20 protein-coding genes are annotated in these 22,564 nt (G+C 61.5%); 17 read left to right on the top strand and 3 right to left on the bottom strand.

Features of this window, described 5'->3' with window-relative positions:
• The first annotated feature begins 13 nt into the window (after positions 1 to 13).
• From lpdA to LOKO_RS13730, 13 genes are all read left to right on the top strand, one after another.
• Entirely contained in the window at positions 14 to 1,453 is a 1,440-nt protein-coding gene (lpdA, locus tag LOKO_RS13780) for a dihydrolipoyl dehydrogenase (protein ID WP_066450548.1), read from the top strand.
• Positions 1,454 to 1,632: 179 nt separating this feature from the next.
• Positions 1,633 to 2,799 carry an ADP-forming succinate--CoA ligase subunit beta gene (sucC, locus tag LOKO_RS13775; protein ID WP_066450541.1) on the top strand — a complete coding sequence of 389 codons (1,167 nt, stop codon included), beginning with the start codon at positions 1,633 to 1,635 and terminating at the stop codon, positions 2,797 to 2,799.
• Positions 2,799 to 3,671 (top strand): succinate--CoA ligase subunit alpha, encoded by an 873-nt coding sequence (sucD, locus tag LOKO_RS13770; RefSeq protein ID WP_066450539.1) that lies wholly within the window; start codon positions 2,799 to 2,801, stop codon positions 3,669 to 3,671. Before sucC ends, sucD begins: the two co-directional genes overlap by 1 nt.
• Positions 3,672 to 4,190: 519 nt before the next feature.
• Positions 4,191 to 5,567, top strand: coding sequence for a group II intron reverse transcriptase/maturase (gene ltrA, locus LOKO_RS13765; RefSeq protein ID WP_083517596.1), 1,377 nt, complete (start codon positions 4,191 to 4,193; stop codon positions 5,565 to 5,567).
• A gap of 131 nt (positions 5,568 to 5,698) precedes the next feature.
• Complete coding sequence (locus LOKO_RS20520) at positions 5,699 to 5,773, top strand: type II toxin-antitoxin system HigB family toxin (RefSeq protein ID WP_083517737.1); 75 nt, start codon at positions 5,699 to 5,701, stop codon at positions 5,771 to 5,773.
• Positions 5,774 to 5,790: 17 nt separating this feature from the next.
• The gene (locus LOKO_RS13760; protein WP_066450531.1) at positions 5,791 to 6,153 is read left to right on the top strand and encodes a helix-turn-helix domain-containing protein; all 363 of its coding nucleotides are present in this window, start codon (positions 5,791 to 5,793) and stop codon (positions 6,151 to 6,153) included.
• 311 nt (positions 6,154 to 6,464) lie between these two features.
• Positions 6,465 to 7,292, top strand: a complete 828-nt coding sequence (locus LOKO_RS13755) for a flagellin N-terminal helical domain-containing protein (protein ID WP_066450529.1) — start codon at positions 6,465 to 6,467, stop codon at positions 7,290 to 7,292.
• 210 nt (positions 7,293 to 7,502) lie between these two features.
• Entirely contained in the window at positions 7,503 to 8,747 is a 1,245-nt protein-coding gene (locus LOKO_RS13750) for a FliC/FljB family flagellin (RefSeq protein WP_066450527.1), read from the top strand.
• Between the two features lie 90 nt (positions 8,748 to 8,837).
• Positions 8,838 to 9,080: a hypothetical protein gene (locus tag LOKO_RS13745; RefSeq protein ID WP_066450524.1), complete on the top strand. Its 243-nt coding sequence runs from the start codon at positions 8,838 to 8,840 to the stop codon at positions 9,078 to 9,080.
• Positions 9,073 to 9,219, top strand: a complete 147-nt coding sequence (locus tag LOKO_RS19685; RefSeq protein WP_158509949.1) for a hypothetical protein — start codon at positions 9,073 to 9,075, stop codon at positions 9,217 to 9,219. Before LOKO_RS13745 ends, LOKO_RS19685 begins: the two co-directional genes overlap by 8 nt.
• 12 nt (positions 9,220 to 9,231) lie before the next feature.
• Positions 9,232 to 9,450 carry a hypothetical protein gene (locus tag LOKO_RS13740; protein WP_066450522.1) on the top strand — a complete coding sequence of 73 codons (219 nt, stop codon included), beginning with the start codon at positions 9,232 to 9,234 and terminating at the stop codon, positions 9,448 to 9,450.
• 263 nt (positions 9,451 to 9,713) lie between these two features.
• Entirely contained in the window at positions 9,714 to 11,651 is a 1,938-nt protein-coding gene (locus LOKO_RS13735; protein WP_066450520.1) for a methyl-accepting chemotaxis protein, read from the top strand.
• Between the two features lie 358 nt (positions 11,652 to 12,009).
• Entirely contained in the window at positions 12,010 to 13,218 is a 1,209-nt protein-coding gene (locus tag LOKO_RS13730; RefSeq protein ID WP_083517736.1) for a DUF726 domain-containing protein, read from the top strand.
• Here LOKO_RS13730 and istB read toward each other — a convergent pair.
• Together istB and istA are read right to left on the bottom strand one after the other, a co-directional pair.
• Positions 13,211 to 13,951 (bottom strand): IS21-like element helper ATPase IstB, encoded by a 741-nt coding sequence (gene istB / locus LOKO_RS13725; RefSeq protein WP_066450514.1) that lies wholly within the window; start codon positions 13,949 to 13,951, stop codon positions 13,211 to 13,213. The genes LOKO_RS13730 and istB overlap by 8 nt on opposite strands.
• A complete protein-coding gene (gene istA, locus LOKO_RS13720; protein ID WP_066450510.1) occupies positions 13,938 to 15,461 on the bottom strand; it encodes an IS21 family transposase in 1,524 nt (507 codons plus the stop codon). Before istA ends, istB begins: the two co-directional genes overlap by 14 nt.
• A 134-nt stretch (positions 15,462 to 15,595) precedes the next feature.
• Between istA and LOKO_RS13715 the strand changes: the two genes are divergently transcribed.
• Positions 15,596 to 15,973 (top strand): DUF726 domain-containing protein, encoded by a 378-nt coding sequence (locus LOKO_RS13715; protein ID WP_417935403.1) that lies wholly within the window; start codon positions 15,596 to 15,598, stop codon positions 15,971 to 15,973.
• Positions 15,974 to 15,988: 15 nt separating this feature from the next.
• Here the strand turns inward: LOKO_RS13715 and LOKO_RS13710 are convergent, their stop codons facing one another.
• Positions 15,989 to 16,696 carry a putative metalloprotease CJM1_0395 family protein gene (locus LOKO_RS13710; RefSeq protein ID WP_083517595.1) on the bottom strand — a complete coding sequence of 236 codons (708 nt, stop codon included), beginning with the start codon at positions 16,694 to 16,696 and terminating at the stop codon, positions 15,989 to 15,991.
• 102 nt (positions 16,697 to 16,798) lie between these two features.
• On the opposite strand from LOKO_RS13710, the gene LOKO_RS13705 reads away from it, so the two are divergent.
• From LOKO_RS13705 to LOKO_RS13695, 3 genes are all read left to right on the top strand, one after another.
• Positions 16,799 to 17,017: a DUF2835 domain-containing protein gene (locus LOKO_RS13705; RefSeq protein WP_066450502.1), complete on the top strand. Its 219-nt coding sequence runs from the start codon at positions 16,799 to 16,801 to the stop codon at positions 17,015 to 17,017.
• Positions 17,018 to 17,152: 135 nt separating this feature from the next.
• Positions 17,153 to 18,379, top strand: a complete 1,227-nt coding sequence (locus tag LOKO_RS13700) for a GGDEF domain-containing protein (protein WP_066450499.1) — start codon at positions 17,153 to 17,155, stop codon at positions 18,377 to 18,379.
• Positions 18,380 to 18,549: 170 nt separating this feature from the next.
• Positions 18,550 to 22,539 carry a sensor domain-containing phosphodiesterase gene (locus LOKO_RS13695; RefSeq protein WP_066450496.1) on the top strand — a complete coding sequence of 1,330 codons (3,990 nt, stop codon included), beginning with the start codon at positions 18,550 to 18,552 and terminating at the stop codon, positions 22,537 to 22,539.
• The last annotated feature ends 25 nt before the right edge of the window (positions 22,540 to 22,564 follow it).

Genomic DNA, 22,564 nt, shown 5'->3' with positions numbered 1-22,564 from the left:
CAAGGAAAACCACATGGCCGATAAATTTGATGTGATCGTCATCGGTGCGGGCCCCGGGGGCTACGTGGCCGCCATCCGCGCCGCACAGCTGGGGCTGAAGACTGCCTGCGTCGAGAAGTGGATCGGCAAGGAAGGCAAGGTCGTATTCGGCGGTACCTGCCTTAACGTGGGCTGCATTCCCTCCAAGGCGCTGCTTGAGGCTTCCCACAAGTTCGTCGAAGCCAAGCACGACTTCGCCGACATGGGCATTCAGGCCGGTGACGTCAGCATGGACGTCAAGAAGATGATGGCCCGTAAGGATACGATCGTGAAGAACCTCACCGGCGGTATCGCCGGGCTGTTCAAGGCCAACGGCGTGACCGGTATCGAGGGCACCGGCAAGGTTGTCGGTGCGAAGCAGGTTGAGGTCACCGATCAGGATGGCAAGGCCACCACCTACGAGGCCGACAATATCGTTATCGCCGCCGGCTCGGTACCGGTCGAGATACCCCCGACTCCGCTGACCGAGGGCCTGATCGTCGACTCCACCGGCGCACTGGAGTTCCAGGAAGTGCCGAAGCGCCTGGGCGTGATCGGAGCCGGTGTCATCGGCCTGGAGCTGGGCAGCGTCTGGAGCCGCCTGGGCAGTGAAGTGACGGTACTCGAGGCCATGGACAGCTTCCTGCCGATGGTGGATAGCGCCATCGCCAAGGAGACTCAGAAGCTGCTCAAGAAGCAGGGCCTGGACATCAAGCTGGGGGCGCGCGTCACCGGTTCCGAGGTCAAGGGCCAGGAGGTCGTCGTCAAGTACACCGACTCCGACGGCGAGCAGGAAATGACCTTCGACAAGCTGATCGTCTGTGTCGGTCGTCGCCCCTATACCCGGGGCGTGGTGGCGGACGGTGTCGGCGTTGGCCTGGACGAGCGTGGCTTCATCCATGTGGACGACCAGTGCCGTACCAGTGTGCCTGGCGTCTATGCCATCGGCGATTGCGTGCGTGGACAGATGCTGGCCCACAAGGCCTCCGAAGAGGGAATCATGGTTGCCGATATCATCGCCGGTCACAAGGCTGAGATGAACTACGACGCCATTCCCTGCGTTATCTATACCTTCCCTGAGGTGGCCTGGGTCGGCATGACTGAGCAGGATGCCAAGGCCAAGGGCATCGAGGTCAAGACCGGTTCCTTCCCGTTTGCCGCGAGCGGCCGTGCCATGGCCAATAACGCGACGGAAGGTCAGGCCAAGATCATTGCCGATGCCGAGACCGATAGGATCCTGGGCATGCATATCGTTGGCCAGCATGCGGGCGAGATGATCGCTCAGGGCGTGATCGCCCTGGAGTTCGGCTCCAGCGCCGAGGATCTGGCGCTGACCTGCTACGCTCACCCGACCATGTCGGAAGCCGTGCATGAAGCCGCGCTGGCGGTGGAAGGGCATGCCATCCATATGGCCAATCGCAAGAAGCGCAAGTAAGCCAGCTCGCGCACAGCTCAATAACAACACGGATTAGGCAACAACTAGCGTCACCCACGCGGGTGGCGCGTCGTACCCGGCCATGTATCGGGTACGAACGGGGGCAACCCGGGATAGATCGCATTCGGCGGTATTCCGCGGTTGCCGTTCGAGTCACATGCAACCAATGGCATGAATCGATGAACCTTCACGAGTATCAAGGCAAGCAGCTGTTTGCCGACTATGGTCTTCCGGTATCCAAGGGCTTTGCAGTCGACACCCCCGAGGAAGCGGCGGAAGCGTGCAAGAAGATCGGCGGCGAGATGTGGGTCGTCAAGGCTCAGGTCCACGCAGGCGGCCGCGGCAAGGCCGGCGGTGTCAAGCTGATCAAGAGCCCGGAGGAGGCCAAGGCCTTCGCCGAGAAGTGGCTGGGCAAGAACCTGGTTACCTTCCAGACCGACGAGAAGGGACAGCCGGTCGCCAAAATTCTGGTTGAGACCTGCACCGATATCGCCGATGAGCTTTATCTGGGGGCGGTTGTCGACCGTACTACCCGCCGAGTGGTCTTCATGGCCTCCACCGAGGGCGGTGTAGAAATCGAGAAAGTGGCAGAAGAAACGCCCGAGAAGATTCTCAAAGTCGAGATTGACCCGCTGGTCGGTGCGCAGCCGTACCAGGCGCGTGAACTGGCCTTTGCCCTGGGCCTCAAGGGCGATCAGGTCAAGCAGTTCACCAAGATCTTCCTGGGCCTCTCGCGCCTGTTCCACGAAAAGGACCTGGCGCTGCTCGAGATCAACCCGCTGGTGATCACCGACGAAGGCAACCTGCACTGCCTGGACGCCAAGCTCGGCCTGGACAGCAACGCGCTGTATCGTCATCCGGACCTGCAGGCCATGCGCGACCCTTCCCAGGAAGACGAGCGTGAAGCCGAAGCCGCTGCCTGGGACCTCAACTACGTGGCCCTGGAAGGCAACATCGGTTGCATGGTCAACGGCGCCGGTCTGGCCATGGGCACCATGGACATCATCAAGCTCAGTGGTGGCCAGCCAGCGAACTTCCTCGACGTGGGCGGCGGTGCCACCAAGGAGCGCGTGGCGGAAGCCTTCAAGCTCATTCTCTCCGACGACTCCGTGAAGGCTGTTCTGGTGAACATCTTCGGCGGTATCGTGCGTTGCGACATGATCGCCGAGGGCATCATCGGTGCCGTAGAGCAGGTCGGTGTCAACGTGCCGGTGGTGGTGCGCCTGGAAGGTAACAACGCCGAGCTGGGTGCCGAGAAGCTGGCCTCCAGCGGTCTGAACATCATCGCTGCTACCAGCCTGACTGACGCGGCACAGCAGGTCGTCAACGCGGCGGAGGGCAAGTAATGAGTATCCTGATCGACAAGAACACCAAGGTCATCTGCCAGGGCTTCACCGGTGGCCAGGGGACCTTCCACTCCGAGCAGGCGCTTGCCTATGGCACCAAGATGGTCGGCGGCGTGACACCGGGCAAGGGCGGCCAGGAGCACCTGGGCCTGCCGGTGTTCAATACCGTCAAGGAGGCGGTCGAGAAGACCGGCGCCGAGGCCAGCGTGATCTACGTGCCGGCCCCGTTCTGCAAGGACTCGATCCTGGAAGCCGCCAATGCCGGCATCAAGCTGATCGTCTGCATCACCGAGGGCATCCCTACGCTCGACATGCTCGATGTCAAGGTGAAGTGCGACGAACTGGGCGTGCGGCTGATCGGCCCCAACTGCCCCGGCGTGATCACCCCGGGCGAGTGCAAGATCGGCATCATGCCGGGTCATATTCACCAGCCCGGTCGCGTCGGTATCGTCTCGCGCTCCGGCACCCTGACCTACGAAGCCGTCAAGCAGACCACCGACCACGGCTTCGGCCAGTCCACCTGTGTGGGCATCGGTGGCGACCCGATTCCGGGCTCCAACTTCATCGACATCCTCGAGCTGTTCGAGAAGGATCCGAAGACGGAAGCCATCGTGATGATCGGCGAGATCGGCGGCACCGCCGAGGAAGAGGCGGCAGCCTATATCAAGGCCAACGTCTCCAAGCCGGTGGTATCCTACATTGCCGGCGTCACCGCGCCTCCGGGCAAGCGCATGGGCCATGCCGGTGCCATCATCTCCGGTGGCAAGGGTACTGCGGATGAGAAGTTCGCCGCCCTGGAAGACGCCGGCGTGCGCACCGTGCGTTCCCTGGCCGAGATAGGCGATGCGCTGAAGGAAGTGACTGGCTGGTAAGCCTCGCTTTCATCAGACGTGTAAAGGGCGCCTTCGGGCGCCTTTTTTCGTTGTGCGCCAGGCATGGCGCGCAGCGCCTGACTGGCGCTGTTCCCGAGGGTGGTGCCTCGGGATGACTCGGGGGTGAAAGTCCCCTACGGACCCTGATAGCGGGAACCGTTAGCTAAACAGCAAGGGCGTCCGTCGCGAGGCGGAGTCTGAAGGAAGCTGGAGGCAAACTCCCGGCCCGACGAACAGAAATCGCATATGAGGCTGTCGCACCTGGGCGAGAGGGCAATGAAACTCGAAGCCCAATAGCTATCCGGAAGGGGCGGCAGTAGATGCGGCGGGTAGATGGGAGGAAGGTCGCGCGTCTTACCCTGGGAGGTCTGGTGGTCTGCCACGGTGCTACCGGCGTCGAGAGGCGACGGGATGGGCCACCAGACGTCAGCCGAGGCCATAGTAAGTGCCGGTTCACCGCGGCACCAAGGGCCGAACATGAAGAACCGCGAGTAGGCGATGACGTCTCGAGGATCGATCATGAAGACAGCAATGGGCGCTAACACCGTCACCCACCCAAAGGGGCAGGGGCAGTACCCCGCGTCCCGGCCGGTGGGCGTCGAGACGGTCCCGGCGTCGTCATCGTGGACGAAAGCGGAGCCTGCCCCGCTCATGGAGGCCGTGGTAGAGAAGGCCAACATGGCGCGGGCTTACCGTAAGGTGGTCGCCAACCAGGGTGCGCCGGGTGCCGACGGCATGACGGTGCACCAGCTGGCGGATCACCTGAAACAGCACTGGCCGACGCTGCGCGAGCGGCTGTTGGCCGGTGAGTACCACCCCAGCCCAATCCGAGCCGTTGAGATCCCCAAGCCCAAGGGCGGGACGCGACAGCTCGGCACCCCCACGGTCACTGACCGGCTGATCCAGCAGGCGCTGCTGCAGGTACTGACGCCGATCTTCGATCCGGGCTTTTCCGAATCGAGTTACGGCTATCGCCCGAAGCGCAGCGCCCAGCAGGCCGTCTCGGCCATGAAGACTCATGTTGGCGCCGGCCACCGTTGGGTGGTCGACCTCGACCTGGAAGCCTTCTTCGACCGGGTGAACCACGACCTGCTGATGGCGCGGGTCGCGCGTCGCGTTCGCGACAAGCGGATGTTGCGCTTGATCCGCCGCTACCTGGAAGCCGGGATGTTCCAGCACGGCCTGACCACCCCACGTCGGCAGGGGACGCCCCAGGGCGGGCTGTTAAGCCCGTTGATGGCGAATATCCTACTGGACGACGTGGACAAGGAACTGGAACGCCGGGGCCACCGCTTCTGCCGCTACGCCGACGACATGCAGGTGTATGTCAGGAGTCGGCGAACGGGCGAGCGGGTCATGGCCAGCCTGAGTGATTTTCTCGAGAGCTCACTCAGGCTCACGGTCAATCGTGCCAAGAGCGCGGTGGACCGGCCCTGGCACCGTGGGTACCTGGGCTACACGCTGACCCGGCACAAGCTGCCACGACTGACGTTGGCCAAGGCCAGTCTGCAGCGCCTGCTGCAGCGTATCCGCGAGATCCTCCGGCGTGGAAGAGGGCGCCACATACGGCGAGTGATCGACGAGCTGACCCCGGTCCTTCGGGGCTGGGCCAGCTATTTCGCCCTCGTCGATGTGAAACGCCCGCTGGAAGCGCTGGATCAGTGGATACGTCGCCGACTGCGCTGCGTAATCTGGCGGCAGTGGAAGCGCCCATGGACCCGACGCCGCAAGCTTCTGGCGCTGGGTCTGGACGAGCAGCGTGCCTGGAAGTCAGCGGGGAATGGGCGAGGTCCCTGGTGGAATGCCGGCGCCTCGCACATGAACCAGGCCCTACCGCGGAAGGGGTTCGACCGGCTGGGTCTGATCTCGGTACTCGAAACGGTAAGAGGGGCTTAGTCGTTCTTCATGAACCGCCGTATACGGAACCGTACGTACGGTGGTGTGGGAGGGCGCCGGGGGTGACCCCGGCCCCTACCCGATTAATGGCAGAGGCTCGAAGCCAGAGACCGAATTGACTTCCATAATGGATTATCGTAGCAATACGGTATGCACAGCAAATTGCCTGGATACGTTTCGTTGGCACTCATGCCCAGTACGATTAAGTGGATGCAGAGACGATATGAACATACAGCCTATTCACACCGAAGCGGACCTCGAGCGTGCTTTTGCCCGTATGGAAGCCCTATGGGGGGTTGAAGACGGTACACCGGAGGCGGACGAGCTGGAAGTGCTCTCTATCCTGGTCGAGAAGTACGAAGATGCGCATTATCCCATCGGGCCATCCGATCCCATCGAGGCGATCAAATTCCGCATGGAACAGCAGGGGCTGACACAGCGCGATCTTGAACCCTATATCGGCTCGAGCGGACGAGTCTCCGAGGTTCTCAACCGCAAGCGCAAGCTGAGCCTTCGCATGATCAAGCGGCTGCACGATGGCCTGAACATTCCTTATGAAAGCCTGATGGAGCAATCTGCAGCCTGATGCAGGAGCGACAGTGGGAGGTCGTCGCTGAAGTGGCATAGCGCCTTGCTGGAAGTTCCATCTTGATGCAGCACTCGAGCCTCAAGTTATAACCCTCCCAGCCGATAGGTTCCTCACCGGAGCATAGGAAGCGCTGTGCAAATCGCCGAGCGAGGTGAAGCGCAAGGCGCACGGAGCACAGGAACCGGAGCATATGGGGTATATGTGAGGATTCCGACCGGGCTGGCGCACCAGCACCGCGCAACGCAGCGATTCGCTCGCACAGGCATTTGGGCAGTGTTTCCCTATCGCGCCCGGAAGAGGGCAAACCCGTGGCCATCATCAACACCAATATCCTTTCCCTGATCGTGCATGCCAACCTGCGTGGCAGCCAGCAGGCGATGCAAACCGCCATGCAGCGGCTGTCGTCGGGTTTGCGTATCAACAGTGCCAAGGACGATCCGGCCGGCCAGGCCATCGCCAACCGCATGACGGCGCAGATCCGCGGGCTCAACCAGGCGGCACGCAACGCCAACGACGGCATTTCCGTGTCGCAGACCGCCGAAGGGGCGCTGAACCAGGTCAACGACAACCTGCAGCGAATTCGCGAGCTCACCGTACAGGCGGGCAACAGTACCCTGAGCCCCAGCGACCGCACCTCTATCCAGAACGAGATCGACCAGCGCCTTGACGAGATCGATCGCATCACCGAACAGACGGCCTTCAATGGCATTCGCGTGCTGGGTGAAACCCGGGGGCTGCATATCCAGGTTGGTGCCAACGACGGCCAGACGATCCGCCTGGATCTGCGGGTCATGGACCGGCATGCCTTGGGCCTGGCGGGCTTTCGTATCGCGGAAGGTGAGGGAGAGGGTGCAGGTGTGACCGAATCGCCGCTGACGGCGCTCGACGAGGCGCTCAAACGCACCGATCGACAGCGTAGCCAGCTCGGGGCGGTACAGAACCGCTTCGAGGATGTGATTACCAACCTGCAGAGCACGTCGCTCAATCTCTCGGCGGCCCGGTCGCGCATCCAGGACGCCGACTACGCCCGGGAAGTCTCCAACCTCGTGCGCGCCCAGATTCTGCAGCAGGCGGGCTTCGCCATCCTGGCGCAGGCGAACCGAGTGCCGGAGACCGTGCTGGCGCTGCTGCGCTGAGGCGTTCTCCCTGCCTGCAGCCGCTTTACCGCCTCGCCGGTCAACATCCGAAGAAAAATTTTTCGCCCATTCCCTAAAGTCCTTCCGAAAGATGCCGTTAATCAGGGTAACGGCCAACGGCGCCGTTGCGGCGGGTCCGGTAGACAGGACCGCAACACCAAGATCAGCGGGCCCGCCAATGGAGCCCCCAACGCTAGGAAGGAACATCACATGTCCGTGATCAATACCAACATCACTTCCATGATTGGCCAGTCCAATCTGAACAAGTCCCAGAACGCCCTGCAGACCTCTATGGAGCGTCTCTCCTCCGGCCTGCGCATCAACAGCGCTAAGGATGATGCGGCCGGTCAGGCCATCGCCAACCGCATGACCAGCCAGATCACTGGTCTGAATCAGGCGCAGCGCAATGCCAACGATGGTATCTCTGTAGCCCAGACCGCCGAAGGCTCGCTGAACCAGATTAACGACAACCTGCAGCGTATTCGTGAGCTGACTGTTCAAGCGGCTAACGGCACCAACTCTGCTGACGACCTTCAGTCTATCCAAGACGAAATCAACCAGCGTCTGGATGAGATTAACCGTATCTCTGATGAAACCAGCTTCAACGGCGTTAATGTTCTCAAGGAAGACAATGCCCTGAAGATTCAGGTTGGTGCTAACGATGGTGAGACCATCACCGTCAATCTGCAGCAGATCAACTCTGAGACTCTTGGTCTGGAGGGTTTTTCTGTTAAGCAGGCTTCTTTGAATGTTAGTAGCCCCATCAGCGTTTTTGATGATGGCACTGGCGCTGAAGCAATTGACTTTGAGGTAATTGCTGACAATCTTTCTGTGGCGCTTGGTGGTGCTGCAGGCGATATCGACGCATCTGAAGTCAAGCTGCGTTCAGTGCTTGATGATGCTGGCGATGCGACGGGCAACTATGTTGTTGAGTACAATGGAGAGTACTACGCAGCAGACGTGACGGCTGCAGATGATATAGACATCGAAACTGTGGAGGTTGATGGTGAAGATTATGCCGTGAAAGTCTCCAATAATGCTGATGGCGATCCCACTGGCTATATCTCTACCGAAGTAGGTAATCTAGAGGTTGGGGAGTTTGGTGCTTTCGCCGCCGTTGCTACTTGGGACTTGGATGACGCCGAGACCTATGAAGACGATATTTTTTCCGGCGCAGCGACTGCTAACCCGTTGGCAGCTCTTGATTCAGCCCTGAACAAGGTCGACAGTCTGCGCTCCGAGCTGGGTGCCGTACAGAACCGCTTCGAAGACGCTATCACCAACCTGAACACCAACAGCACCAACCTGTCTGCCGCTCGTTCGCGCATTGAAGATGCCGACTATGCAGAAGAAGTCGCCAACATGACCCGCGCGCAGATCCTGCAGCAGGCTGGTACTTCCGTACTGGCTCAGGCCAACCAGATCCCGCAGAACGTGCTGTCTCTGCTGGGTTAATCTGGCACTTGATCAGGTGGGGCAGTCTCTGTTCCACTCATCAAGACCCTACAGGCGCCCTTGTGGCGCCTGTTTTTTTAGGAGCTGACGATGACGACGGATGACTACGAGCGAGTCATTGGTGAGTTGGAAAACCTCATCGTTGAGACGCGCGCCACGCTTGTTCGCTTCGAGGAGACCGGCATGGACGAGCAGATGCCGGCTGATTACCAGCGGCTCCATGATATTTATACCAAGGCCGTCAACGACCAGCGAGCCTATACGCTGGCGATGCTCGATCTTCCAGCGCCAATTCCAGAAACATTCCAGCAGCAGGGGAGGGGGCATGAATGAACCGCAAAAGATCACATTGCATGAACTGCTTTACGAGATACTGCCGAAGCTGAAGGCGGCGGAGGCGATGATTCAGAATACCCTGATGGCGATACTCGAGGCGACAGAGGAGCCATTGGAGAAGGCGAGGCGCCGGTAACAGCAGGATGAGATGGAACTCGAGCTGTTTACCATTCGCCTGAATATCAAACACCTGCTCATTCGCTATTCGCAAGACGTTCAGGCGATGCGGGACAGCCAGGAGAGCGGCGCCGCAATCGGCGATGGGCCGATATTGTCACTGGATGACGGCGAGGCCCAGGCAATAGAGAAGGCCAAGATGCTGCACGAGCGGCTGGTTGCTATGCAGAAGGAGCTGGCCAAAGGGTAGCTCCCAGCCTTGCGGCCTCACCCGGCCCTTGTCGGCGTCAGGCGCATAGCAGCTCAGAACAGTACGCTTTCCATTCGAAATGCCTGATCAAGAAATTTGACATTTGTCAAATTTCTTACTCCCTTGCTCTCAATCTTCACCTGCCCAGGCCGATAACGGGGGAAGGCAGGCAACATCTGCTTGCGTTGACAATAACGATAACGATAACGATGGCCTTATCGCGGCCTGGTTCACCAGGGTGGCTGAGAGGCAGGAGAGCAACGATGAATTCCATAACGCTGGGCCGTTTTCCCGACGATGCCGAAGCTGGGCCGTCGGCAGCGCAAACCTCCCATTCACCACAGCAGCGCCGCCCACGGCTGGGCTTCAGCAGCCGCTTGACGCTGATGATCGTCTCGCTGGTGCTGATCTCGGTGATGCTGGTGGCGGGGCTGGTCTATGCCCAGTATCGCCAGTCCTTTACCCAGGCAACGGTCGACCAGCTGCAGGGCACGGGCGAGATGATGGCCGGTTCCTTTACCCAGTGGCTGGATGCGCGTCAGGACGAGATCGGCTACGTGGCGGGTCTCGATCCGGTGCGCCAGGTGGAGATCGAACCGATTCAGCACCTGCTGACGCGTCTGGCCGAGCAGAGCGGCTACTACGATACGCTGTTCTTCGTTGGCCAGGATGGCATCGGCGTCGCCGGCGTGAGCTATGACGGTGGAGCGGCGGTGTTGTCCAGCGACGATGCCCGTGCCTTCAATGTGGCGGATCGAGCCTGGTTCCGCGAGGCGATCCAGGGGCAGCCGGTCTTCTCCCAGCCGCTGGTATCGCGGGCCACGGGCAATCAGGTGAGCAACGTGGTGGCGCCGGTCTTCGCCGACAACGGCGATGTCGTGGGGGTGGTGCGTGCCGCGGTACGCCTCGACGTATTGTTCCAGCGCATGGCTGATATGTCCCTGGGCGGCAGCTCCGACACCTACCTGCTGGGGGGTGATGGCATGCCGGTTACTCCGGTGGCGGCGTTGGCGGGCGAGAGCCGCGAGCTTGCCACCCAGGCGGCGGTTGCCATCGGCACCGGCGAAACCGGCGTGGGACGCTACGCGGATGTCGCCGGAACGCCGGTAATCGGCAGCTACACCTACCTCCCGATGCTCGACTGGGGCCTTGTGGTGGAGGTGCCCGAGGCGGAGGCGCTGGCAGGGGTAACGCGCCTGTTCTGGATATTGGTGGGTATCAAGGCGCTTGTTGTCTCGATTGCCGTGCTGGTCAGCCTTGGCATGGTGCGTTCGGTGGTGAAGACGCTGGGCGGCGACCCGCAGCGTGCCGCGGAAGTGGTGAGAAGGGTGGTGCAGGGCGATCTGACCATGCGGGTGCCGGTAAAGCGCGGTGATACCACCAGTCTGCTGGCACACATGCACGAAATGCAGCAGAACTTGCAGGCGATGATGGGTGATATCAGGCAGACGGCCGAGTCGGTTAGCGTAGCCAGCAGCGAGATCGCCCAGGGCAACGAGGACCTGGCCAGCCGCACCGAGCAGCAGTCCTCCTCACTGGTCGAGACCGCATCCAGCCTCGAAGAGATGACCGCCACCGTCCGGCAGACGGCGGAATCGGCTAACCAGGCCCGCGAGTTGACCACCGATCTCGATGGCCAGACCCGCGAGGCGAGTGGGGTAGGGCAGCAGGCAGCGGAGTCCATGGGCAGCATCAAGCAGGCCAACCGGCGCGTGGAAAGCATCGTTGAGGCCATCGACGGCATCGCCTTCCAGACCAACCTGCTGGCGCTGAATGCCTCGGTCGAGGCGGCCCGGGCCGGCGAGCACGGCCGCGGTTTCGCCGTGGTGGCCACCGAGGTGCGTCAGCTTGCCGGCCGCTGCTCGGCCGAGGCCAACAAGATCCGCGAGCTGGTCGATTCCAGCGTGGCCAGCGTGGACGAAGGCGAGCGCCTGGTGAATTCCGCAAGCCAGCAGCTATCCACCATTGCCGAGGGCGTGAAGCGGGTTTCGAGTTTCATCAGCGAGATCGCCACGGCAGCCACCGAGCAGTCGTCGGGCATCGAGCAGATCAACATGGCGGTGAGCCAGCTCGACGAGGTGACCCAGCAAAACGCGGTGCTGGTTCAGGAAGGTACCGCTGCCAGCCACTCCTTGAACGACCAGGCCCGCGAGCTTGCCAGGCTGGTGCAGCGTTTCAAAATTGACGAGGCAATCGCCTAGCTGCTCGTGTGGTGGGGAAAAGCCTCGCGTGAAAAAGCTGAGTGGCAAGTGCTTGCGCCTTCCCACTCAGTTTTCCGGTAACGCCGCTGGGGCGACCACCCGGTGAGCCTGGACGTATTGTTACAGACCGACCAACCCGGCTGCAGTCTGTGCAGCAGCGGGCATGTTCACCCATCAATTCAGAAAATGCTAAAGCCCCACATTTGCTGGTCGATAAGGATAATTAGGCTGCCAGCCTTCTCCGATGCTTGGTGACTGTGCTGCTAGTGCCTTCGTCAAACGGATTGGCCGGATGCCGGCGGGGAGGCTGGCGTTTAGCGTCGACTTAAGCAGGGTATCGAATAGCAAGGGGTTTATCATGTCTGAAACACACGTTCATAGCCTTGAGTCCTGGTGTTCGTGGTGTGGGGAGTTTAGTCGTCATACTCTGTTTGAGGAAAGTAGTATTGGTCGTTCCACCTTCAAGTGTTCAGCCTGTGAATTTCTGACGGTCAAGTGCCGGCACTGCGAGAACATGGCTCGGGCAGCGCTTGGCGATAGCGCGAAAACAGAGAATGATGACGAAGAGCAGGGCGGCAGCTTATTTGGTGATTCCATCAAGCGTGTTTCTCAACTCTTTACAGAGAATTGGCATAACGAACTCTGCGCCGAGCATGATGGGACGATGCCAGATTTTACCAAAGCAAAAGCTACCATACTTGAACTTGGAGAATTCAAGCATTTGATGCGGCCACGCAAGACAAACCTCTATGGCCTTACCAAACAGGTAGGTGTGGTTGCTGGGGGTATTGTGGCGGTGGGCACGGGGGCCTATCTGGCGGCGCCGGGTATCGCCGCCGGGCTTGGGTCGACAGGGGCGCTTGGGGCAGCCTCCACTGGCACGGCAATCGGGACACTCAAAGGTGCAACACTTGCGTCGGCCTCACTGGCAAAGGTGGGAAGTGGCGGTCTGGCGATCATCGCGGCAACAGGGGCCGGGCTTGGTGGAAAAACAGGCTATGGTCTGGCGAACGCCTATCTCAAGGATATTCCCGACTATCATTTTACACTAAAACGAGCCACTTCTAGTGATTGCGGACATAGAGTTGTCGTGGTTAACGGCTTTTTGTCCGAGGATGACTTGGAGGCGCATGACTGGTGTGATGGACTGGCAGATCACTACAAGGATGCCCCGCTCTGGTATCTTAACTGGGAGGCCAAAACGTTGCGTAAGCTGGGCGGTATGTTGAGTGGCACCAGTCGAAGCGTTTTCTCCAGCAGTATCTTGTCCAGTGGAGTCGGTCTGGCATCGAAAGCGTTGGCTAAAGGAGTATCTCACGGGGGCATGGCAATGACAGCAGTAGGGCTTGCTTCTAATCCTTGGCATTCCGCCATGTTGAATGCAGAAAAGGCGGGATTGCTTTTGGCCGAAGCGATCAGTCGTACCGAAGGCAAGACTTTCACTCTGATGGGGCATTCGCTGGGTGCGAGAGTGGTTTTCTTTGCACTGCTGGCTCTGGTGTCAATGGCCATCAGAAGTGACCCACCAGCGGTCATTAGTTTTGACCCACCCGTGATCGTCAGCTGAGCGTTTTCTGCTTCAGCCGGTAGCTCTCCCCGCCGAGCAGATAGAGGTGCGAGTGGTGGATGATCCGGTCGACGATCGGCACCGCCACGTTGTCGTCGTGGAAGAACTCCCCCCAACTGGTGAAGTCCTTGTTGGTGGTGATGATCAGCGAGCGGTGCTCGTAGAACCGGTTGATCAACTGGAACAACGCGTAGCGCGCCTGCCGGCTCATCGGCAGGTAGCCGAGCTCATCGATCACCAGGGCGTCGACCTTGGCGAGCTTGTGCAGCGTCTTCTTCAGCTCGCCCTTCATCTCGGCCAGCTCCAGCTCCTCGACCAGGTCCAGGGCATTGCGGAACAGCACCCGGTAGCCGGCCTCGATGGCCTTCTGGCCGATACCGATGCTCAAATGGGTCTTGCCCACCCCCGGCGGACCGATGAATACCAGGTTCTCGCGGTTGTCGAGGAAGGCGAAGTCGAGCAGAGCGTTGATCTGGCGCTTGGTAATGGTGGTCTGATGCCGGTAGTCGAACCCCTCCAGCCGCTTGTCGCTGGGGAACCCGGCCTGGCGCCGGTAGAGGTCGATGCGCTTCGCCTCGCGGGTCTGGCGCTCGTGCTCGACCAACATGTCGGCGAAGGCCAAGTAGGAGACCTCGTTGGCCTCGGCCTGAGCCAGTAGGTCGGTGAGGTTACCGGCGATGGCGCCGAGGCGCAGGCTACGGTAGCGCCCGGCGGTCAACTCAAGCTGCCCCATGGGTCACCTCCTGCTGACAACCGGAGCGGCCAAGTTGGGCGTAGGGAGCCAGCTCCGCCGGCGTTGTACCCGGGCTGGCAGGCACGTCAGCGTCGTGATCCCGGCCCCGCGCCTTGGCCAGCCGGGCCGCCGCCAACCGCTCCTTGAGCCGCCTAGCCGTGAGGCGCTCCCGGGTAACCCAGTCGCTGACCAGCGCCAGGTCCAGATCGGGCTCGCCTTCCAGCACCTTCCTGGCGCCGCGTAGCTGGTCCTTGTAGTGATGCGGCATGCTATCGCGCAGTCGGGCGCAGAGTTGCTGTCCCAGCGTTTCACCGAGGCACTGAGCAATGGCTTGCTCCAGGTCGGCCTCCTGCTGGCGGTGATCACGGTAATGGTCGCTGTTGCGTAGCGTGCGGCCCTTGCCCAGATGCAGGGTATGAGCGGCGATCTCGTCGCCGCTCTCCAGGTCGTGAACCGTCAGCCGGTCGCCCGCTTCTTGAACTCCGACACGGCCCTGCTGGTAGGCCATCGGCACCGAGTACTTGTTGGCCTTCCAGGCGATCAACCCGGTCTTGTCGACCCGGCGCGGGGCCAGGCCGTCGTCCTCGCGGCCCACGCAGGCCGGGGTCAGGTAGGGGCGCAGATGGCGCCGCTCCTCGGCGTCGCACAGAGCCCTCGGCTGCTGACCGGTGGTGCCGTGTGTCCGCACGTTGGCGACGTCGTCGAGCCACTGCCGCAGGTAAGCGCGCAGGTCGGCCTCGTCTCGGAACACCTCGCCATAGAAGGCATCCTGCTTGGCGTACTTCACTCCGGCCTCGACCTTGCCCTTGCTCTCCGGGTCGTAGCCGCAGCAGGCGCGGATCCGGAAGCCGGCGGTGGTGGCGTACTCATGGAAGCGCTGGTTCACCTCCAGCTCGCGGAACTGCTCGCTGATCACCACCATCTTGGTCTGGTCGTAGACGCACTCCTCGGGCAGGCCGCCGAAGTAGCGGAACGCCTCGTCGTGCAGGCGGATGAAGGTGGCGGTATCGAGCGGCGACAGGCTGACGCCGACATAGGACAGGCGCGAGTAGGAGAGCACGAACACCACGAAGTACAGAGGGCGCGGCTCGCCGTCGATCATCACCTCGCGCAGCTCGCCCGGATCCACCTGGCACTGCACCCCTGGCACCATGTCGAGCACCGGCTCGTAGTAGCGCCGCTGCCGGCTGGCCACCGTGCTCTTCACCTGCTGCACGTAGCGACGCAGGGTGCGCTCGGAGACCGCCAACTCGCCGACCTTCTCGCGCAGCTTGCGGGCGACCTTGACGCTGCTCAGCTTGGGAAAGGTGCGCAGCAGGTAGACGATGTAGTCGCGGTGGGCGTCGAGCTTCTTCTCGCGCTCCCGGTTCGACTGCGCCGTCTCGATGGTGGCCACGTCCTGGCGCAGGTACTTGCGGACGGTGTTGCGAGAGATGCCTAGCTCCTGGCCGATGGCGCGGATCGACAGGCCCTGTCCGTCATCGTGTAACGCTTTGATCTTGTGAATCATTCCCCAGTCCTTCACATCTCCGTCCCGACCCTTGGCTGAGCCGACACGGTAGGTGGATGGTGGCAGCGCTGCCACCTCGGGGGTGGGTCAAAAGCGTTGGCCGGTACTGGGTCACTTTACTTGGCCATTAACATCTGGCCAGCAAGGGAGGAGAAAAGTACGTCAGGAATGCTGTGCTGATGGGTGGGGCAGTGGGCAATGATAGTGAGGTGGACTGGACGACCGCGGCTAGTGCCACCTCGGAGGGAATATACAATTGCTACTCGGAGCAAGATGGAGTGCTCAAGTGGCTCTATCGTATGGCCAATGCCGGCCTTTCCACGCCGGCGGGTCTTGTCCCGGTGCCTCATGGCGTGGAAGGCGTCGTCAATAGTGATTTCAGCAACTTGATAGGCGGGCACAATGAGTGGAAAGCCAACCTGGGTGCCGTGCTCGACCGCCTTGATCTGGGCCGTGATACCTTACTGGAAGCATCGACCGTATCGGCCGCCATGGAAGCCGAGGAAAAATAAGCTACGCCTTCCCGCTCAACTTGCCCGTACCGCCGCTGGCAAAGGCGGCACGGGCGATGATGTCGTAGTTGGAGAGGGAGCTCTTGCTGGATTCGAGCGTGCCGCTGCCGCGCTGCTGGCTTGTACACTGGCCGAGGTTTCCGTGGTATTGGGTTCGGGGCGCTCGGCGCTATGTCTTGCGCTGGCCTGCTGGGCCATTTCCAGCTGGGCGGTGAGCAGGTACTGGCGGGCCTGGGCGGCGACCTGATGGTCCTTGGGTGAGGGGTCGGCCGGGGCGAGGGCGGCGCTGATCACCTGCTGCATCTTGCCGATGGTGGCGCGGGGGTCGCCGGGCACCGGGCCGTAGTCGATGGGGACTTCGCCGGCCACGGCATAGCGCTGGCCGTCCGGGCCGCGTTCGAACTGGTAGCTCACCGCACCGGTGTACTGTCCGCCGGCGATCTGGTGGGCCAGCTCATGCTGGCGCACTTCGCGGTCGGTGGTCTTGAGGTGTTCGAGGTGACGCAACTCTTCCTGGCTCAGCGTTTCACCATTGGGCTTTTGTGCGGCCTCGCCCTCGGCGACCTTGCCCTGGGCCGCATCCTCGGCGGCCCTGCCGGTTGCCTCGGCTTTGCCTGGTTCACCCACCCGCCGTGCGGCTTCGGCGTTGCCGACAAGGCCGGCGCCGGGCTGCCAACTGCTGGAAGAGAAGGGCACGGGGCCGATGACAGTGGATGCATGCATGGTGAATGTCCGTAGGGCGGGCCGAATAGAGTAGAGTATTGGCGACTTTTGCGTTGACGGCAACAATGGCCAGTGGCCGATTGCGAGTATGAATGACGAACCATGCCTACCATCGACGTGGTGATCGAGCTTTCCCATGATGCCTGTCTGGCCCATTACGAGGGCCGGGTAGGGCAGGTGCATACCCGCAGCCTGGATGGCAGGAAGGTGATCTTTCCCGCCGAGGCGCTGCGCCGCGTGGTGACCCGTGACGGGGTGCATGGCCGTTTCCGGTTGACCTTTTCCGAAGCGGGGCGGTTTGTTTCGATACAGAAACTCTAGCCAGCTCATATGGCTTGATGCAGGTCAACAATACGTAACATTTACCGCAGGCTACGCTGTTACCATTTGCACACTTGGGCACACTTTGTGCTGAATGGGCTGCTGGAGAAGCGCCTGCCAAACAGAGGTCATTCGATGCTCGTCGGTAAACTGAAGCTTAAGCGAGACTCGGAGCGCCGCACACGCCTGCTTGACAGGCTGGCCGAACCGCCCGAGGCGGGCCATGAGCTATTCGTCGGCTTCAGCTCGTTGCGCGATACCTTCAGTCGCCACCACCACTCCCGTGATTTCTCCTTCGCGCACGCCCGCTACCTGCGCAGCCGCGTGCTGGCATTGGGTATCATCTTCGCCATACTCTCCCCGCTGTGGATCGTGGTGGATGCTCTGGTGCTGCCCACCGAGCTGCTGAAGTACACCCTTGTCGGGCGGGTTGTGCTCATATTGGGCCTCGTGGCCGTGCTGCTGCTTGCGCTCTACAGTCAGGAGCGGATTCGTCGCATCCGCCTTTGTGCAGGCATGTTGCTGGCACTGCCCGCGGCGTTCTATACCCTCATCCTCGTCATGCTGCCGCCACATGAACTGCATAACCTGGTGGGGTACGGATTCATCCCCTTCCTGCTGGTGGCATCGCTCAGTGTTTTTCCCTTCACGATACTGGAGTCGCTGTTCGCAGGCATCGCCATGCTGGCCCTGCAGGTGTTTTCGCAGATGGTCGACGGCAGTTGGCTTACCGGGCGCGGTGCCGAAGCGTTCTGGCTGCTGTCGAGCCTGTTGGTGGTTTCCATGGCGGCCAACCATTTCCAGCTGAGCCTGTTGCTGCGTCTCTATCGTCAGGCCACACATGACCCGCTGACGGGGCTATTCAATCGCGGCGCGCTGGAGGAACACCTGGCCAAGATCCAGGCCTGGCAGCGCGACACCGAGGGGCTGGACAGCGCCGGTAGCGTGCCCTGTTCGCTGCTTATGCTCGATATCGATCATTTCAAACAGATCAACGATACCTATGGCCACTCCGTGGGCGATGGCGTGCTATGTCAATTCGCCGAGCTGTTGATCGGGCAGACGCGCAAGCATGACTGTACGGCACGCTATGGCGGCGAGGAGTTCGTGGTGCTGCTGCTCGGCAGTGGCCAGGCCAGGGCCATGGAGGTAGCCGACCGTATCCGGTTTGCCGTGGAGACCTTCGAATTCCGCGACCGCGAGCGACAGCGCATTTCGATTACGACCAGTATCGGTGTCACTCAGCTGATGCAGGATGAACCCGCCCAGGAGGCACTCAAGCGGGCTGACGAGGCGCTTTACCGCGCCAAGCATGCCGGGCGCAATCGAGTCATTGCCGCCGCGCCGCTCTCTCCGGGCTGACGGGTTCCCCCTGACGCAGTGTTCGCCTGGCTCTGTCGATTGGCGCCTGCCCCCTTGCTGTTCCTTCTCTATTTCTTCCCTGCTGCTCTCTATTTCCACGAGAGCCTCAAGAGTTTTGCCAAACGGCCGATAAGCCGACTATCAGGACTCATTCACGAGCAGGGGGCGATATGCCCAATAACTCTCAGCAGGTGGCACTTCATACCTGGCTGATTCTGGTGCCGATATTGCTCATGGTCATGGGGGTGTTCAACGGCCTGGCGACCTGGCAGCTGCCGCTTGACTGGAACCCTTCCAAGGCAAGCATGCCCTTGATGTTGCTTGTCGGCGGCGGATTGCTCGCAACCATGTTGAATCGCCCCCGCTGGGCTCGGCTTTGCGGTGCCTTGCTGCTGCCTTTCGGGTTGTATGCGCCCATGCTAGCCCTGCTGCCGGGCGGGCATTGGAGCTCGCTGGAAATCTGGCCGGTGCCGATGGCACTATCCACCAGCATTACCCTGTTGGCGGTCTCGGCGTGCCTGCTGGCGGGCAAGGCAACCCGGCGGGCACGCCTGGGCTGGGTGTTGGCAGGGCTGGTTGTGGTCTCCATCGGAGGCATCAGCCTGGCCGAGGTTCTAAGGCCAGGCGTTATCATGCCCGGCCCCTGGGGTACGGCATTTACCACGCCTTTTACCGCCTTGCCGGCCCTGCTCACCGGGGTGGCCATGGTCCTTGTCGGTCGTCGCGCCTCGGCGCCGCCGGTACTCAGTCGCGTCATGGTACTGGCGTTGGCGGGGGGGGTGATGGCGAGCGGTCTCGCCTGGTATGCCCTGACCTGGCAGCAGTATGACGCCAAGCAGCGCCATGCAACGGAGCTGTTGGCCAACTTCAAGATCACGGCGGAACGAGCAATCGATACGCAGCAAGTGACGCTTCAGCGCATGTCTGAGCGCTGGGCCCATTTTGGCGGACGCCCGCCTCTCCCTTTCCGCGAGACGGAATTCGACAGTTACTTTCGTGATATGCCTAGCCTGGTGTCGCTCTATTGGCAGGATGAGAGTGAGCGGTTCCGGTGGGGGCGTGATCGGAGCCATGAGCTGTTGTTTCATGGCTGGGTGCGACAGGACGACGCTTGGCTGCTGGATTGGTTGGCGGTGGGCGGCAGCTACCCGCGCTGGGTGATACCTGACCCCCTGAGCCCCGAGCTGGCAGTGGTTTCGCTGCCGCTACCCGGTGCGGGCTATGGTCAGATGGTCAGCGTGCTTGACCTCGAGCGCCTGCTGGGGGAGGAGCTTAACGCCATCGTGACGCCCTTGATGCTCTCGCTGTACCGGCAGGACAGGCAGTTGGCTGCCAATCATGCTGCCGAGCGCGAGCTAGGCTTGAGGCTCCATCGGGGGCTGATCGTTCTGCCGGGCGGGGCCACCCTGGAAGCGCGGGTATATGACGCCGCCGTGGGGCCGTTGGCCTTCGGCGGCATGATGCCGCTGAACGTGGCGATCGGCGGGTTGATTCTCAGCTACCTGCTGGCCTTCAGCCTGGGTATGGCAAGCTTGAGCCGACGACGCTCGGTCTCCCTGGCGAGAACCCAGCGACACCTGCGCGCCCAGCAGCGTGTACAAACCCTGATCGCCCGTGATCAGCCGTTGTCCGATACGCTCAGGGCGATCTGCCGAATGGTGGAGGCGCAGGCTCCCGGCTCCCAGTGCTCGATCATGCTCTGCGGTGACGACCACAACACGCTGGAGAGTATTTATTCGGTCAGTCTGCCCGAGAGCTACTGTGAAGCGGTGCGAGGGGTCGGCGTGGGTCCGGGGGTGGGTACCTGTGGCCGAGCGGCTCATATTCGCGACTTTGTGGTCTGCGCCGACATTGCCCTCGATCCCTACTGGGCCGGCTATCATGACCTGGCCGCCGAGCATGGGCTTCGCGCCTGCTGGTCCTACCCGGTGATTGCCAGCGATGGGCGCCTGTTGGGCGCCTTTGGCACCTACTTCAAGGAACCGGGAGAACCGACCCGAGCCGATCGTCGACGCATCATCGAGTCGGCAGAGCTGGTCTCCCTGGCAGTGGAGCGGGAGCAGAACCGCCGTGCCCTGCGCGAGAGCGAGCAGCGCTACCGCTCGCTGTTCACCTATCATCCGGATGCGGTCTTCTCGCTCGATCTGCAGGGCTATTTCCTGACCGCAAACGATGCCTGCTGCAAGATTACCGGCTATACCCTGGAGCGCTTGATCGGCTCGCACTTCTCCGACTTGATCGAGCCAAGTGAACAGGCGCGCATTGCTCAGCTCTATCAGGACGCCGGCAAGGGCGAGGCATTCCGCTATACGCTGGCTCTCAAGCGGCAGGATGGGAGTTCGGTCTACCTCGACTTGACCAACCTCCCCATCGTCGTCAACGAGCGGGTCATCGGCTTCTATGGCATCGCCAAGGATATGACCGAGCGCTATCGGCATGAAACCGAACTACGCATCTTGCAGCGCAGCGTAGAGGCGAGCATCAACGGCGTGGTTATCGCCGACGCCCAGGCGAAGGGCATGCCCATCATCTATGCCAATGGGGCCTTCGAGCGCATGACCGGTTATACCCGCGAGGAGGTGCTGGGGCGCAACTGTCGTATCCTGCAGGGGCGTGAGACCGACCCCGACTCGTTGGATCAGATTCGTCGTGCCCTGGCCGATTTCGAGGAGGTAAACGTCACCCTGTGCAATTACCGCAAGGATGGCTCGCCTTTCTGGAACAACCTCTACCTGGCGCCGGTACGCGATACGGCAGGGGTGGTGACACACTTTGTCGGCGTGCAGCACGACATTTCCGAGCGCAAGGCCTACGAGGCGAAGCTCTCTTTCCATGCCAGCCATGATGCATTGACTGGCCTGGCCAACCGGTCGCTGTTCGAGGACCACCTGCTGCACGATGTGCAGCTGGCAAGAAGACACGGCAGGCACCTGGCGGTGCTGTTCCTCGATTTGGATGATTTCAAGCCGATCAACGACAGCCTGGGGCATGAAGTGGGGGACCAGGTGCTGATCGAGGTCGCCCAGCGCCTGGCCGATGAGCTGGACCCCGGCGATACGCTGGCACGGTTCGGCAGTGATGAGTACGTGATCCTGCTGCCGGAATTGAGCCGGGAAGAGGCGGCCTTGAGGCTCACTGAGCGCCTGCTGGCCTGCGTCGCCCGGCCGTTTCGTATCGCCGAAAACGAGCTCTATATCGGTGCCAGTGTGGGTGTCGCCTTCCTGTACGAGGGGCTTAAGAATCCGGTGGAACTGATCCAGCAGGCCGACATGGCGATGTACCGGGCCAAGCAGAAGGGGCGCAATGCCTGGGAGTGCTTTACCAGCGATCTCAATGACGAGGTGAGTTCTCGCATGGCCCTGCGCAATGACTTGCAGGAAGCCATCGAGGCAGAGAACTTCGAGCTGCACTACCAGCCGCTGCTGAATGCCGCCGATGGTAGCGTGGTTGGCTTCGAGGCGCTGGTACGCTGGAAGCATCCGGTCAGGGGCTATCTCTCTCCGGGGCTCTTTATCCCGCTGGCCGAGGACACCGGTCAGATCGGCCCGATCAGCGAGTGGGTGCTGAGACGCGCCTGTCTCGACATGTGCTTGCTGGCAGCCCAGGGCTACGGACACCACCGGGTTTCGGTCAATCTTTCGCCGCTGCAGTTCCATCGCCCCAACTTCATGACCAACCTGCAGCAGGCGCTACTGGAGACCGGTCTCGCGCCCGGCTATCTCGAGCTGGAGCTGACGGAAGGCATCCTGATGAACGACACCGCTGCGGCCATCGCCACGTTGCACAAGCTGCGGGATATGGGAATCGAAGTTTCCGTCGACGACTTCGGTACCGGCTACTCCAGCCTGAGTTACCTGAAGCAGTTGCCGATCGGCAAGATCAAGATCGATCGCAGCTTCATTCGCGATGTCACCACCAACCCCCATGACAGCGCCATCGTCCAGGGGATCATCTCCATGGCGCATCACCTGGGGCTCATGGTGGTGGCTGAAGGGATCGAGGAGGAGGCCCAGCGTGACTTCCTCGCCGAACACGGCTGCGATGTCTTCCAGGGTTTCTATTTTGCCCGTCCCATGCCCCTGGATGGGCTCAAGCGTTACATGATCGAGCACCATCAGATGGCTCCCGATGCCTCTGACCCACAGGCTGCGTCCCACTGATCGAGTGGAAGACGCAACGGGCAAG

This window comes from Halomonas chromatireducens (genome assembly GCF_001545155.1).
GTDB lineage: Bacteria > Pseudomonadota > Gammaproteobacteria > Pseudomonadales > Halomonadaceae > Halomonas > Halomonas chromatireducens.
This window is presented reverse-complemented; position numbering and strand designations above follow the sequence as displayed.

What these genes read in the sequence shown, in the direction of transcription:
- istB (WP_066450514.1), bottom strand. Translation starts at nt 13,951, where the DNA reads ATGGGGCAGCTTGAGTTGACCGCCGGGCGCTACCGTAGCCTGCGCCTC.
- lpdA (WP_066450548.1), top strand. Translation starts at nt 14, where the DNA reads ATGGCCGATAAATTTGATGTGATCGTCATCGGTGCGGGCCCCGGGGGC.
- sucC (WP_066450541.1), top strand. Translation starts at nt 1,633, where the DNA reads ATGAACCTTCACGAGTATCAAGGCAAGCAGCTGTTTGCCGACTATGGT.
- LOKO_RS13735 (WP_066450520.1), top strand. Translation starts at nt 9,714, where the DNA reads ATGAATTCCATAACGCTGGGCCGTTTTCCCGACGATGCCGAAGCTGGG.
- LOKO_RS19685 (WP_158509949.1), top strand. Translation starts at nt 9,073, where the DNA reads ATGAATGAACCGCAAAAGATCACATTGCATGAACTGCTTTACGAGATA.
- LOKO_RS13710 (WP_083517595.1), bottom strand. Translation starts at nt 16,696, where the DNA reads ATGCATGCATCCACTGTCATCGGCCCCGTGCCCTTCTCTTCCAGCAGT.
- ltrA (WP_083517596.1), top strand. Translation starts at nt 4,191, where the DNA reads ATGAAGACAGCAATGGGCGCTAACACCGTCACCCACCCAAAGGGGCAG.
- LOKO_RS13750 (WP_066450527.1), top strand. Translation starts at nt 7,503, where the DNA reads ATGTCCGTGATCAATACCAACATCACTTCCATGATTGGCCAGTCCAAT.
- LOKO_RS13740 (WP_066450522.1), top strand. Translation starts at nt 9,232, where the DNA reads ATGGAACTCGAGCTGTTTACCATTCGCCTGAATATCAAACACCTGCTC.
- LOKO_RS13745 (WP_066450524.1), top strand. Translation starts at nt 8,838, where the DNA reads ATGACGACGGATGACTACGAGCGAGTCATTGGTGAGTTGGAAAACCTC.
- sucD (WP_066450539.1), top strand. Translation starts at nt 2,799, where the DNA reads ATGAGTATCCTGATCGACAAGAACACCAAGGTCATCTGCCAGGGCTTC.
- LOKO_RS13760 (WP_066450531.1), top strand. Translation starts at nt 5,791, where the DNA reads ATGAACATACAGCCTATTCACACCGAAGCGGACCTCGAGCGTGCTTTT.
- LOKO_RS13730 (WP_083517736.1), top strand. Translation starts at nt 12,010, where the DNA reads ATGTCTGAAACACACGTTCATAGCCTTGAGTCCTGGTGTTCGTGGTGT.
- LOKO_RS13705 (WP_066450502.1), top strand. Translation starts at nt 16,799, where the DNA reads ATGCCTACCATCGACGTGGTGATCGAGCTTTCCCATGATGCCTGTCTG.
- LOKO_RS13700 (WP_066450499.1), top strand. Translation starts at nt 17,153, where the DNA reads ATGCTCGTCGGTAAACTGAAGCTTAAGCGAGACTCGGAGCGCCGCACA.
- LOKO_RS13695 (WP_066450496.1), top strand. Translation starts at nt 18,550, where the DNA reads ATGCCCAATAACTCTCAGCAGGTGGCACTTCATACCTGGCTGATTCTG.
- istA (WP_066450510.1), bottom strand. Translation starts at nt 15,461, where the DNA reads ATGATTCACAAGATCAAAGCGTTACACGATGACGGACAGGGCCTGTCG.